General features: G+C 49.4%; 13 protein-coding genes and 7 pseudogenes. 17 read left to right on the top strand and 3 right to left on the bottom strand.

The window, feature by feature from the left end; translation table 11 throughout:
* Positions 1-1,446 precede the first annotated feature (1,446 nt).
* Positions 1,447-2,219 (bottom strand): annotated as a pseudogene (locus JG725_RS20645) (DDE-type integrase/transposase/recombinase); the annotation flags it as partial.
* Positions 2,220-2,326: 107 nt separating this feature from the next.
* Here JG725_RS20645 and JG725_RS10520 point away from each other — a divergent pair.
* The 3 pseudogenes from JG725_RS10520 to JG725_RS10530 all read left to right on the top strand — a co-directional run.
* A pseudogene (locus tag JG725_RS10520) lies at positions 2,327-3,114 on the top strand (integrase core domain-containing protein); the annotation flags it as partial.
* Between the two features lie 47 nt (positions 3,115-3,161).
* Positions 3,162-3,374 (top strand): annotated as a pseudogene (locus tag JG725_RS10525) (iron chelate uptake ABC transporter family permease subunit); the annotation flags it as partial.
* Positions 3,371-3,879, top strand: a pseudogene (locus JG725_RS10530) (ATP-binding cassette domain-containing protein). The pseudogenes JG725_RS10525 and JG725_RS10530, both read left to right, overlap by 4 nt.
* 406 nt (positions 3,880-4,285) lie before the next feature.
* Here JG725_RS10530 and JG725_RS20650 read toward each other — a convergent pair.
* Complete coding sequence (locus JG725_RS20650; RefSeq protein WP_233356397.1) at positions 4,286-4,564, bottom strand: DUF2913 family protein; 279 nt, start codon at positions 4,562-4,564, stop codon at positions 4,286-4,288.
* A gap of 484 nt (positions 4,565-5,048) precedes the next feature.
* On the bottom strand, positions 5,049-6,020 hold the full coding sequence (locus JG725_RS10540) for an IS110 family transposase (RefSeq protein ID WP_199377909.1): 972 nt from the start codon (positions 6,018-6,020) through the stop codon (positions 5,049-5,051).
* Positions 6,021-6,355: 335 nt separating this feature from the next.
* On the opposite strand from JG725_RS10540, the gene JG725_RS10545 reads away from it, so the two are divergent.
* The 14 genes and pseudogenes from JG725_RS10545 to JG725_RS10610 all read left to right on the top strand — a co-directional run bounded on the left by JG725_RS10545 (position 6,356) and on the right by JG725_RS10610 (position 13,157).
* A complete protein-coding gene (locus JG725_RS10545) occupies positions 6,356-6,622 on the top strand; it encodes a hypothetical protein (protein WP_233356391.1) in 267 nt (88 codons plus the stop codon).
* 12 nt (positions 6,623-6,634) lie between these two features.
* Entirely contained in the window at positions 6,635-6,946 is a 312-nt protein-coding gene (locus JG725_RS10550) for a hypothetical protein (protein ID WP_199377913.1), read from the top strand.
* A gap of 58 nt (positions 6,947-7,004) precedes the next feature.
* On the top strand, positions 7,005-7,472 hold the full coding sequence (locus JG725_RS10555) for a hypothetical protein (RefSeq protein WP_199377915.1): 468 nt from the start codon (positions 7,005-7,007) through the stop codon (positions 7,470-7,472).
* A 46-nt stretch (positions 7,473-7,518) separates the two neighbouring features.
* On the top strand, positions 7,519-8,058 hold the full coding sequence (locus tag JG725_RS10560) for a DUF4234 domain-containing protein (protein WP_199377917.1): 540 nt from the start codon (positions 7,519-7,521) through the stop codon (positions 8,056-8,058).
* A gap of 88 nt (positions 8,059-8,146) precedes the next feature.
* Positions 8,147-8,965, top strand: coding sequence for a DUF932 domain-containing protein (locus JG725_RS10565; RefSeq protein WP_199377919.1), 819 nt, complete (start codon positions 8,147-8,149; stop codon positions 8,963-8,965).
* A 337-nt stretch (positions 8,966-9,302) separates the two neighbouring features.
* Positions 9,303-9,698, top strand: a pseudogene (locus JG725_RS10570) (antirestriction protein).
* Positions 9,699-9,709: 11 nt separating this feature from the next.
* Positions 9,710-10,189, top strand: coding sequence for a DNA repair protein RadC (gene radC / locus JG725_RS10575; protein WP_199377921.1), 480 nt, complete (start codon positions 9,710-9,712; stop codon positions 10,187-10,189).
* Positions 10,190-10,202: 13 nt separating this feature from the next.
* Positions 10,203-10,424: a DUF987 domain-containing protein gene (locus tag JG725_RS10580; RefSeq protein WP_199377923.1), complete on the top strand. Its 222-nt coding sequence runs from the start codon at positions 10,203-10,205 to the stop codon at positions 10,422-10,424.
* 22 nt (positions 10,425-10,446) lie between these two features.
* Positions 10,447-10,807 (top strand): annotated as a pseudogene (locus JG725_RS10585) (type IV toxin-antitoxin system YeeU family antitoxin).
* 5 nt (positions 10,808-10,812) lie between these two features.
* Entirely contained in the window at positions 10,813-11,043 is a 231-nt protein-coding gene (locus tag JG725_RS20875; RefSeq protein ID WP_199377925.1) for a hypothetical protein, read from the top strand.
* 96 nt (positions 11,044-11,139) lie between these two features.
* Positions 11,140-11,517 carry a TA system toxin CbtA family protein gene (locus tag JG725_RS10595; RefSeq protein WP_199377927.1) on the top strand — a complete coding sequence of 126 codons (378 nt, stop codon included), beginning with the start codon at positions 11,140-11,142 and terminating at the stop codon, positions 11,515-11,517.
* Positions 11,514-11,994: pseudogene (locus tag JG725_RS10600) on the top strand (DUF5983 family protein). Before JG725_RS10595 ends, JG725_RS10600 begins: the two are co-directional and overlap by 4 nt.
* A 28-nt stretch (positions 11,995-12,022) precedes the next feature.
* Positions 12,023-12,226 (top strand): hypothetical protein, encoded by a 204-nt coding sequence (locus tag JG725_RS10605; protein ID WP_199377929.1) that lies wholly within the window; start codon positions 12,023-12,025, stop codon positions 12,224-12,226.
* An 82-nt stretch (positions 12,227-12,308) separates the two neighbouring features.
* Positions 12,309-13,157, top strand: coding sequence for a DUF4942 domain-containing protein (locus JG725_RS10610; protein ID WP_199377931.1), 849 nt, complete (start codon positions 12,309-12,311; stop codon positions 13,155-13,157).
* The last annotated feature ends 185 nt before the right edge of the window (positions 13,158-13,342 follow it).

Here is a 13,342-nt window from a genome sequence, read left to right on the forward strand (position 1 = left end):
TTCAGGGCAAAAGCAATTTGCTCTTCAGTACAGCGGATCTTTTTCATGGCCGGATTGCCTCTTTTTTAAGGAAAAGAAGGGCAGAAAACTCCAGTTTAGCCTGGTCCTGTTTAATGGGAAGAGATCAAAAATGACTAACTTACCAAATAGCTCAACGTAATAAATAGACATAATAATTTTGTGATGAGTAAAAAAACATACCATACAGGTTACAGTTTAGTTGTAATAACATAAATCACCTACGACTCAATGCTTTACACACGCTACCGCCCATAACCGTTAACCAAGGACAATAAGGTCAAACTTCATCTTTAATAATTAATCTTTATCTAAGCTACTCCCTAGATAACCTTTTAGATACTTATTTATACCCTACAGTTCTTTTAAAGTGTTAAAACTTAAAAACAAGACTAAAAGTTTTTAAATTTATTCGTGCGAACGATTAACTTATTAAAGTCTGCTTTATTATGAATTGCATCGATATAATAAATTCATATTTTTTATTGAGTCATTGCAAGTAAGAAAATAACGACAAATAGTATTTTTCTGAAGGTGATTTGTGGTTCTTGATGTCCGCAGATTATTGAATTGTAATTATAAACCATTGCCATGATTACCACTCCATTGAATTAAACTCCACACAACTATAAAATGAGTTAGTGTTTTAATACTGACAATTAACTGAATCTCACTGAAAGTAATTGCCCATAATTAGCTCCCTTTGATTTTTGGTTCCAAAGTAAAATATTTTGGATAAAATAATTCAAAACATAAATAAAGAATACTCAAGTAATTCTGCAGTCTTGATCAACGCACATAACGTAGAATCTGAAACATTTTCTGAATTACCTTCGTTATCAATGCAATCGTTAGAAACTTTCACTTTACCCCTCCTCATTATCTAAGTGATAATCATTTACCTTTAGCGTTAAACCTGCCGTATTCGAACCATTCAGTCAAGCACTTGTTTTAAAAGGGTTACTTAAAATGATCTGCCGCAACTTATTGTGCTTGCAATCTTTCCGTCGGTATGAATACAATACAAAATAGCCTTTTTTTTAACATGGGTATACTCTGGAGGGGGATATGTGCTCTGATTCTACTAACGGTGAGAAGAGGCTCTATAGATACGTTTATGACCTGCAATCAAATGCTGGTTCACATCTTGGGGTGACGGCATTCAAACAAGCAATATTTTCATCAAGCATTACAACCGCATCGGATGCGGCATACTTGAGTACAGAACAATGTGAGCGGTTGGTCAATGACGCTATACCCAACCAACCTCCGCACCTTGATTTACCCGATAAATACATTTGTGGTTGTGGTTGTGAAGGTTGTTGCGGCTGTGGTCATGTTCTCTAGAATTGTTATTTTTTTATGCACTCAGTTGTGACTGAATCGCCACGAAGAATCCGACACTTCCAGCCATTAATAATATTGGCTTTAGTATTCTGCAGGTGGCGACTGATTGCGCGAACCATGCCGACACCTAAAATAATAAAGTATTTCGTTGTAATCTAAAATATTGCTTTGGACTTCTCCCTACGTTCCATAGTTATTTATACGTTCGCGTTTCAGCTGCAGAAAAAATTTTTCCGCAGCCGCTCTGACGTGGCAGTTCCCACGGCAGCGGCCCATGCTGCCTTCAAGACCGTGTGGTTTTGTTAACGATGGCCACTCATGGCTCGAATATTGACTGCATCAATGATCTCACCTGTCAGCCAAAACAACAAGCATAATGATGAAAACTGACACCCACATTCTTTCTATCAGAATGGCCCAGTACCTGTTTTTGAGGATTACACCGCACACCGCTATAAGCAATGCGTTCAGGACAATGTCTTTTGTCATCCGGGATTGCATTGACCAACCAATAACTTTCAGAAAGAACATATCAACCACCACGGCCATATACAGCCAGCCTTCGTCAGTCCCGATGTAGTTATATCCGTAACTCTACACTCATCGGTTGCGTCCGAATTGAACTGCCGCTGTAGACTGTTGGATGCCAAGATGGTTTTTTCACCTTTGCGTGCCCATTGTACTCCAGTACCCGGACTGAGCTCTTTTTCGACACACTTCAAAAGTCTCCAGACTCGGTTTACTCCGCACTGTTGCCCGCTCTCTCACAGATCGAGATGGATCTTGTGATAATCATAGATGCAGTCTGACTCAAGCCAAAACTGTTTGATCTGCCCGGTCAACATTTGATCTGCCTAGGGACACTGTTGATGATGAGAAGACTCTGGAAGGCTCTGTGTCGGACGCTTCTGGTAGATGCGAGTATTTAATGCAGCACTGTGACTTGCCAACGCACTTAACCTATTACAACTTGGAGATGAAGAGGCGCGCTGCCTTGGCGAGACGTTATCGAAAAAAAGCTTTAAAACAAGCGATAAAGCAGCAGCTCGTCAGCTATCTGACGACGCAATTTGCCATCAGCATCAGCCAAGCGTGCAGGACATTATCGCTGAGCAAGGCGGTGTAATTTTATCAGCCTGACATACGGCCTGATGAACCGGTAATTCTGGCGCTTACCGAACTGGCAGAGCGTTATTCGCGATACGTTTTTAAGAAGTTATTCCAGCAGCTGGAATCATAAATGCGTTCACCGGAAGCGCTAAATCAGAGCTGGTCCATCGATTTTATGCATGATGCGCTGCTCTGTGGCAGACTCTACCGGACCGTCAATATGGTGGATGATTTTAACCGTGAAGCGCTGGCGATAGAAATCGACCTGAATATCCCGGTTCAGCGTGTCGTCCCGGGACTGGAGCAGATCGTGGCAAACTGCAGCTATCCACTAAAGATGCGGATGGATAACGGCCCGGAACTAGTCTCACTGGAGCTGGCGTAATGGGCCGAAGAACATGGTGTGGTGCTGGAATTTAGCAAGCTAGCTGAACCGACGCAGATTCCTTTAACGGGCGGTTTAACCGGACGTACCGGACAGAAATACTGAATTTTTAAATTTTCAGAATCCTGAATGAAGTCCGGGAAATGACAGAGCGCTGGCTGAGGGAATACAGCAGCGAGCGGCCTCATGAATCCCTGAACAGCCTGACACCGGAGGAGTACCGGCTGATAGCCGACTCTCAAAAAGTGCGTTGAACTAAAGCAGGTATGATTACAAGTTCACTGCTGGTTGGCGCATCGATTTGATTGGCTTCATCGGTCTGGTGATCCCACATCTTATCTGTATGCCCCCTCACCGCTGGCTTATACCCTACTCAACGCTTGCGGGCGCGTTCCTGTTACTTCTTGCCGACACGCTAGTGCAACCAGCGGAAATACCCGTAGGGTTACACGCTAGCCTGATTAGAGGCCCCTACTTTTTGTGGCTGATTTTACGTAGCCGTATGGTGTCATGATTGAGACCAGAAATCTCGTTTACACCATTAACGGGCGCACGCTCACCCGCGATGTATCGCTGAACTTACCCAATGGTGAAATCCTAGCAATTCTCGGGCCGAACGGCGCAGAAAAATCGACTCTCCAGCCCAGTTAACCGGCTATCTGCCATCAGCAGCTGGCTCGCCTGTTGGTACAGCTCTGGGAACCGACGCCCTCTCCTAAATGGTTATTTCTTGATGAGCACACTTCGGCGCTGGATATTCACCATCAGTAGCATCTTTTCCGCCTGCTAAGAACGCTGGTGCGCGAAGACAGTTTAACGTCTGCTGCGTCCTGCACGATCTCAATCTGGCAACGCGTTACACTGACCGCGTCGTGCTGTTAAACAAAGCTAACGTCGTTGGCGACGGCACGCCGCAGGCGGTGCTGACACAGGAAACGCTCACCCAGCTTTATCAGGCGGATATTCATATCGTTGACGATCCAAGTAATAACGTTCCGGTTGTTGTAATGGATCCTTAGGCATTTTTTAAAGATTGATAAACGAAAGAATCGACAAATTGATCGGCTTTATGCCCCGACAGAGACCAGATGTTTACTATAAAGGTTGTAATGCTATCCTGCCAGACTCCAGCACCACGGTGGTCAGTGCATGGGTACAGAAAGCCGCCATACAGGCTGACAAATCGCCAGTGACCAAAAATTCAATCGATGCTACCAGTCCACCCTCGCTGGAAAAACCATGGGTCAATGCCGACTTTCTTACCAGCAGTGCTTCAGTTCCTCTGTATTCTTCTGTCAGACCTTCACTGTCCCAATCCCCGTCACTTACCACAGCATTTAACCAGCCCTGCGATTTAAGCTGTTCAATAGCGTAAGTCAGCCGGTACAAATCCGATTGAGCGGAAACGGGGCCTGTGCAGGAACTTCACAGATATTCCAGACGATTAAGCAAACTGGCAGCAAGGCCTTTGTTGCGCCCCAGCGTCAGTAACCCTTCAATATCGTATGCAATGGTACGCGGAAACCGTTTTTGCTTATATGCCACTGTTAACCAGCGCAGCAAAAATGTATGCGTGCTGAGTGGCGACAATGCCTGCCCATCCTGCTGCGCGGTACGTAGTGCGACAAGGGCGCACCAGGCAAAATGTGCAAGTTCAGCGACGGTTTGTTCAGGAAGAAAAGTATCGTGATTTTTTTCATTCAGGAATTATATCGGCGTTGGAGGCATCGGGGAAGAACAGGAGAAGATGAGTTCAGGTAAAAAAACAAACATCTTCTTAACTGAAAGAGCCATGGCCATCACGGACAAACAACACCTGTTCTGGCCACCATAACGGGAGATATCATTTCATTCACCCGGGCCTGTAACTGACTGAATGGCAGTGCAAATGAACATCCTTCAGTACGACTGATAATGAAAGATAACATACTGTTTGCATCATCACCCCGTCGGTATCGTATTCATTCGGCAGGACCGGCGCAGAACATAAGGAGATGGACATTACCGTACCGGCACACACCACCACGTACACATACCAGAGCAATCAGGTAATCAGTCTGCAGGAATTCACCGTCCGGAACGGCGACACCTCATACCAGGTATCTGCCAGGACAAACGATGAAGGCAGACCGTTCGCGTCCCTGGACGTTTACAAGGGAACACCTGAGCAACTGTCTTGAATACCAATTTATGAGGTAATCCTATGGTATGACTCTTCCCATTTTTCACCTTTTCTGACCATTGCATTCAGAATGGTCAGCAGTTTACGCATACAGGCCACCAGCGCTACTTTCCTGGGCTTACCTATAGCCAGCAGTCGGCTATAAAACGTCTTTATCACCGGGTTGAAGCGGGTCGCTACAAGTGCAGCCATATACAAAGCTGTGCGAACCCCGGCCCGGCCACCAAAGATGGTTCGTCGGCCTCGTAGAGTTCCAGAGTCACGGTTAACCGGTGTCACGCCGACAAGCGCGCTGATTTTACGCCGCGAAAGTTTCCCAAGTTCGGGAACCTCCGCCAGCAGGGCTGCGACAGTCATCAGGCCTACCCCTTTAATAGTGCAGAGTTTGTCGGCGAGTTCTTTAAAGTGTTCCCGGATGTGTCTGTCCATATCTTTGTCAATGCGCGCTAACTCATCTTTCAGTGCTCTGACGATGATATTGATACTCTCTCTGCTCTGCGGGTGCGACAGAGGCAGGCGGTTACGCTCAGCGACAAGCATCGTAATCAACTGACGTCTGCGCACTACCATAGCGATAAGCTCCTGACGATCTGCATCTGGGATGGCGCGGATAAAACGCTTCCGGTCCGGATGACGGTGAATCACTTCAGCCATTTGGGCTAGCGCCTTGGCATCAATACGGTCAGTCTTGGCCAGATAGCCCATTGCACGGGCAAAGTCGCGAGCCTGTCTGGGATTGATGACAACCACATCAAGACCTTTGTCTTGAAGAGAACAGGCAATGGCTGCTTCCAGTCCTCCGGTGGCTTCCATCAGGACTAAAGCAACAGAGTGCTCTTTCAATCTGGCAAAGATTGCGTCAAAGCCATCAACATCATTACTGGTGGTGAATTGTTCAATGTCTTCTTTGTTGGCAGCGACATCGAGAGAGGCTTTGGAAACATCGATTCCCACACAAATTGGATTCGGCAAACTCATAATTACCCATCCTTGCAAATACGTTATGACATACGGACAACTGTTCGGGTTTCAGATGAGCGGCTCAGTGTAGCGCCGGTTGCTCAGGTACGGGCTTTAAACCCCAGGCAGGATCAGGCCGCACACACTGTGCCAAATTTATCCGTCACCATGGTAACTAAATCTCAGGATACAAGGCAGGTAAGCATCTGGCGGAAATCCGGCTCGACCCGGATACGGTGGTGAACAACATCAGCCATGCACTTACGCAAGAAGGTGTGGCGCAATCGGACAGCCTCTGAGCGCAGATGTCTTAACGTATGGATATTAACACAATGATTAACAGGCAATTAAAAATGACGACGGCTTCCCGGGGCGTATTACTGGTCGTCACGCTGCTGTCAGCTCTGGCCGTGAGCGGCTGTGGTGACAAAAACGAACGTGAGTTTATCCGGGGCTGTAAGTCCGGTGGCGGAACCACTGCGGTCTGCGGCTGTATCTGGGATGAGCTGAAAACGAAATATACCCACGGAGAACTGGAGAAAATGAACCAGCAGTACGGCTATATACCCCCGCGTTTTATGGACAACATGCTGAGCGCCGCTCAGCAATGCAGAAAATAAGGACTGAACAGAATGACGCTTGTTATTAAATATTTCGCAATTGCCTTCGGCATCGCGCTTGTGGTTGTCCTGTTTAACGTATTCGGGAACACGGGCGAAATCCGCAGTTTCGGGCAGGGGATGGGGTATCTGTTCTGGATGACGCTTGGCCCCGGTATCGGCATGACGGTCGGCGCGTTCCTGTGCCTGTGGCTGATGCCGAATTCGGTATACACCAGCGAAGGTATGACCGGGCTGCTCAAAGCCCGTCTGTTCTGGCTTGTCGGGCCTCAAGGCATCGGCTGGCTGGCCGGTTTGATAACGGTTGGCAAACAGCTTATGTAACGCCCACGACGGGTTCATCAATAGTTGCCCACCTCTTCGATAATTTAAGGAAAAGTTCATGCGCAAACTATCTGCCGTTCTGCTGGTAACAACACTGGCATTCACTGGCTTCGCTCACGCTATCCCCAATATGTGGACCAGCGGCTTCGGCATGGGGGTGACCGAATACATCATCACCAGTCCCGAAAATGTGATGTTTAACCTCAACTGCACAGGCAACCCCGATGAGCAGAGCATCCTGCAGCATCACGTCATGCTCACCTTTCCCGATGGTTACGGGGCGGACTCACATGACGACCATACCGCCATCACGCTGGTAATAAACGATCGACAATTCCCGCTCCCTTCGTCTCTGGGATGGCGTAATGCGGACAATGCCTGGTCGCAGTTCATTACCGCCCTGGGGCAAGCTGCACATTTTGATGTGTATGTGAATAACAGGAAAGCCAGCAGTTTTAATCCAGGGATCAGGAATACACAGCAGGAACTGAAAAATATCAGCGACTGTGAAAATACGGCCGGTTAATTCACGGAAACACTACCCTCACTCGTTTAATACAGGAATTTAGTTCATGACGGATATCACGATTAATACTCTCAGCCAGCGGCTGAATACCCGTACGCTGCATTTTGTCCTGCTCAGCATGGCCACCTGCGGCGTCTGGCCCCTGCTCTGGCTCTACAAAAAGCAGGATATCATCAGCGACACCACGGGCTACCCGCTTTACGGCAATCTGTTTATTATCTGGCTCACCGTTTGTTTCGGGCTCAGCCGCCAACTGGGTGCCATGGCAGCGCCTGACCCGTACGGCTACGACTCAACCGGCGATATCCTGCTGGCCATCAGCGGACTGCTCTCAGTGGCCAGTGGTGTGATGTATGTGGTCTGGGCCTTTAAGGCCAGAACGGCGCTGCGTCACTATGCGCTGAACACGTTTCGTTTTGACCTGAAGATGAACGCCTTTTATACCGTGCTGTTTAACGTCTTCTACATCACGTACTGCATCAATGACATGCAGCAGGCGCTGGCGAAACACCAGATTATTCATGGCACTACTGCAACACCAAATGAACCCGCTCCAGCCGGGGCAGAACAGACGAACCAGCCCTGACAACTGCCACAACACAGGTATTACATACCACCGACGCCCTGCTCATCCGAGCGGGGCGTTTTTTTTGTTTCTCAGAAAGGAAATTTCCATGCGCTTAGCCAGCCGTTTTGGCGCGGTCAGTCTCGTGCGCCGTGACCGTCCGTTAACCCGCGATGAACTGGCGCACTATGTGCCCAGCGTCTTCAGCGAAGAAAAACATGAATCCCGCAGCGAGCGATACACATATATCCCGACCATCACCCTGCTTGATAACCTGCAGCGGGAAGGCTTCCAGCCGTTCTTTGCCTGCCAGACCCGCGTGCGCGACCTGAATAAACGCGACCACACAAAGCACATGCAGCGCCTCAGGCGTGAAGGGCAAATCACCGGCAAACTGGTCCCCGAAATAATCCTGCTTAACAGTCACGACGGCTCCAGCTCATACCAGATGCTGCCGGGCCTGTTTCGCTTTGTTTGCCAGAACGGGCTTGTCTGTGGCGAAACCTTTGGTGAGGTGCGCGTGCCACATAAGGGCAATGTGGTGGAGAAAGTCATTGAAGGGGCTTATGAAGTACTGGGAATATTTGACCGGGTGGAGGAGAAGCAGGATGCCATGCAGTCGCTGTTACTGCCGCCACCGGCACAACAGGCTTTTGCAAAAGCCGCGCTGACGTACCGCTTTGGGGAAGAGCACCAGCCGGTAACGGAAGCACAGATACTGACGCCCCGCCGCTATGAAGACCGTCAGGACGACCTGTGGTCAGTTTTCAATCGTTGTCAGGAGAACCTGCTGAAAGGTGGCCTGCCAGGACGTACTGCCAAAGGCAAACGCAGCCACACCCGTGCGGTTAAAGGTATCGACGGTGACGTGAAGCTTAACCGTGCCCTGTGGGTGATGGCAGAAAGCCTGCTGGAGAGCCTGAAGTAATGCAGCACATCCCCGATGGCGTGATTCAGGTCACGTCATACCCGTTTTCCCTGAACGACCAGACTGGCTGCCGCTCCATCTCTGACGACGACCTGTGCGCCTGGTGTTCACACCTTCTGTATCGCCCCGGTGAACTCAGCCTGTGCAGCTTAAGCATCCCTGAGGGTCACTGGCCCTCACGCTGTGATGATGGCTATGCGCAGTTCTGTCCGTCACTTCGTCTCAACACCCCATATGAAAATACAAAGGAAACTAAATGAACAACATACTCACCCTGACCAGCCCGGTAACTGAATCTCTCACATCACCACGTACTGATGCAGACCGCATCGAATGCATGCCCGTACTCGATGAATAGCGTGCTGCCTTCTGGCCGCAGCACTTTGGCAGCATACCGCAGTGGATAACCCTCGAACCGAGAATCTTTGCCTGGATGGACCGCTTCTGCGCGGATTATAGCGGCGGTATCTGGAATTTTTACTCACTCAGCAACGGTGGCGCGTTCATGGCTCCCGATGTCGGCAGCGATGAAAAATGGTCATTGTTTAACAGCATGAACGGTAACGGCGGTGAACTCAGCGCCGAGGCTGCAGGGATAACCGTCTGTCTGATGACTTACAGCCATCACGCCATGCGCACCGAATGCGCCGCCATGACGGAGCACTATTACCAGCTGCGGGACTATGCGCTCAATCACCCGGAATGCAGTGCCATTATGCATATCATCGACTGAGGTCAGGCACTATGGAACAACAGCTACCACTTTTTGCCGCCAAATTACCGCCGTCATCACAGCACACTGTCCGGGAAGCCTTAACCCTGCTGGAGCGCCAGTTACGCGAACCCGGCGCGTCATTTACCTCCAGTAGCTCAGTACGTGACTGGTTTCGTTTGCAGCTTGCTTCACTGGAGCGCGAAGAGTTTGTAGTGCTCTTTCTGGATAATCAACACCGCCTGATAGCCCATGAAACCCTCTTCATCGGCACCATCAGCCATACGCAGGTCCATCCACGGGAGGTGGTGAAGGCTGCGCTGAAACATAACGCTGCAGCCATGCTCGTCGGGCACTGCCACCCGTCAGGGCACGCAGAGCCCAGCGAGGCAGACAGACGGATTACAGAGCGCCTGAAACAGGCGCTGGAGCTGGTTGATATTCGTCTGCTGGACCACCTGGTTATCGGTGGGATGGATATTGTCTCGTTTGCCGAACGCGGCTGGTTATAGGGAGTAAACAGCGATGAAGATCATCAGTAAGCGCCAGGCGATGGCGATATACCGTCATCATCCGCAGTCCAGGTTGTTTCGCTTCTGTACCGGCCGGTATCAGTGGTCAGGCAGTATCTGTCACTATGCCGGTCGGGAGGTGCCGGATATCAGCGGTGTGCTGGCCGTCTTCGCTGAACGCCGCCAGGACCGCAACGGCCCATATGTCATATTACGCAGCGTTACCCTGAATTAATCTATTTTTGAAGAGTGCCTAAATGAAGAACTCCAAAAACCATGATATTGCCGAACCCTGGTGGGGACTTAAACCTACCGTCAGGCCGTGCTTTGGCGCACGACTGGTGCAGGAAGGCAACCGGCTGCATTATCTGGCTGACCGGGCCAGTATCACCGGGACATTCAGTGATGCGGATTTACGCCATCTCGATCAGGCGTTTCCTTTGCTGCTCAAACAGCTGGAACTTATGCTGGTTTCCGGTGAAATCAATCCCCGTCATCAGCACTGTGTCACGCTGTATGCAAAAGGTCTGACCTGCGACGCAGATACCCTCGGCAGTTGCGGTTATGTCTATAATTGCGATTTATCCGACGCCACCTGTAGCACAACCCGGAAGCTAATAGCCATGCCGCACGCCTGTAAAATCAGCGAGGTTATTGAACTGCTGCAACAGCATCAACACGACGACTTCGTATTATGTTCACTCTGGTACGAAGACGATGTACGCAATGTGGATGACTCTGTTACGACAGAAGAAACCAGAGCGGCATTACGCCATGCAGCCAGCCACCACGATGCAGAACAGGGCATTAACTGGGACACTCTGGAGGCCGCCCTTGACGCAATCCGGCAGTAAGTGGTTTCCCTGAAAAACACCGTAACTCACCGGCTTCCTTCACCGTTATACGTCCCCTGCCACCAACGCCTTATTTATTTAACAGAGATCAGCTTTATGCAAACCTTACCCACCATCCCAACGCGGAAGGCACCGTCACGCCAGTCACCAGTAGAAATCTGGCAGCAACTTCTTACGTATCTGCTGGAAAGGCATTACGGCCTTTCACTTGACGACACACAGTTTGGTGATGGCAATGTGATTCAGCAGCATATTGATGCCGGGATTTCACTGGCAGATGCACTCAATTTTCTCGTTGAAAAATCTGAACTGGTACGAATTGATCGCCCCGGTTTCTCCATTCAGCATCAGTCTCCGTTCATCAGCGCTATTGACATACTCCGGGCCAGAAAGGCCACCGGCCTGATGCAACGTACCGGCTATAAAGCGGTGACTTGCGCCATCAGTGGACGGTCTTCCGGGGGGCTGCAATGAAACTATCCCTCACAGTGGAAGCCGATACCGTCAATGTACTGGCCCTCAACATGGGCCGAATCGCTGTTGATATCGACGGTATTGAACTGGCCGATCTAATAGATGTGGTCTGTGATAACGGTTACTCGCTTCGTATTGCTGATGCCCCCGGAAAGCTGGTTGTTGAAGATCTACTTCCGCTCGCCGCCCGCCTTACTGGTATCCATTGCAGTACCGCGCATATCACCGAAGCCGACAACACCCTGCTGTACAAACTGTCGCACCAGCATGAAGACTTTGGTGAATCAGAATGGATTCATTTTTCGGGCTCAGGGTATATGCTCAGCCCGGGAGCCTGGTCATTTCCGGTATTGCGTCTTAAGCGTCTTAGCCTGTCGCCGGTTAGTGATCACGCTCATCCGTCGCTACGCCGTAGGCATTATTCACCTTGACGCCTGTGGTGAAGTGCTACCCGGCTTCGCTACCTTTGACTGGTAACCCGGCATTAAAACCACAAGGAGAATACATGCCAGAATTAACCACTGAAACAGCCCTCACTATTCTGATTAACAGGCTTCAGGACAACATTGATTGTGACGGTGAGATTTTCTTCGACAACGACAAAGATAATACGGATTCAACCACACTTTTACCCTGGATTGAGCAGGCACGAAATGATGTTCGTGACCTCCGACATCTCCAGCTTCTGCAACAGACCAGAACTGATTAGCCACCTGACAATACTCATCACACACGTATAAGCGCCAGCCCTTACCGGCTGGCGCTTTGCTTTCAGATAAAGGAAAGAAAAGATGTCAGACCTTACCTTCACCGAACCCGAGGTGTTAACCAACCATACCGATGTGATTTGCTCCACCAGCATTGAGCGCATCGTCACCGGACGTAATGCCGCACTGGCACAGATTGAAGCGCTCATTCAGCAACTCGACGATATTTCAACGCTGACCCGCAGTATCGGGGGGAAAACAGCTCTGGACTGGGCTATGAAGCAGGACTTCCGCTGCGGCTGTTGGTTGATGGAAAAAAGAGAAACGGCAATGAAGGCCATTACCCGCAACCTCGATCGCAGCATATGGCGAGACCTGATGAAGAAGTTCGGGATGCTCTCACTCATGGATGCCGAGGCCCGTAACCAGTGGTACAACAGCTTGGAAAAGGATGATATTCCGGCTATCAGCGAAGAGAATATTCTCAACACATTCGAGCAGTTGCATCTTAGTAAAGGTGACGTATTTGAGCGCGGGGCGATAAATGTGTTTAAAGGTCTGAGCTGGGACTACAAGAGTAACAGCCCGTGTAAGTTTGGGAAAAAGATCATCATGACAGGGCTGGTGAAATATGATCGTTGGGGATTTGGGCTTAACTGGGGCTGGCAGCGCGATCGATTAGCTGACCTTGAGCGGATGCTGATGATCCTTGACGGAAAGCCTGTTCCTGACAACCACGCTGACGTTACCCGTCGTCTCGGCGATCATATCCATGAAAACAGGCACAGTAATCACTATGAGGATGAGATGTTTGTGATCAAGTACTTTCAGAAGGGAACAGCGCATATCAGCTTCAAAAGGCCAGAACTGCTTGATAAAATGAACGACATTGTAACGAAGCATTTTCCTTCGATGTTACCCGCTCGTTCCTGAGTTTGAACCCCCCGATCCAGCACCAAAAAGGACTGAGGGTACAATTGAGGGTATAAAATTAATTAAACCAAAAAATAGATATATAAATCATAAAAATAACAAAACGCATCGATTCCGAGTCCGGCACCACCTTTCCTTTTTTATGCCTCCTTATAAATCCCCATGTGTATGTAATTCAATAAGTT

Source organism: Brenneria sp. L3-3C-1, from assembly GCF_016456245.1.
In the GTDB taxonomy this organism is placed as follows: domain Bacteria; phylum Pseudomonadota; class Gammaproteobacteria; order Enterobacterales; family Enterobacteriaceae; genus Brenneria.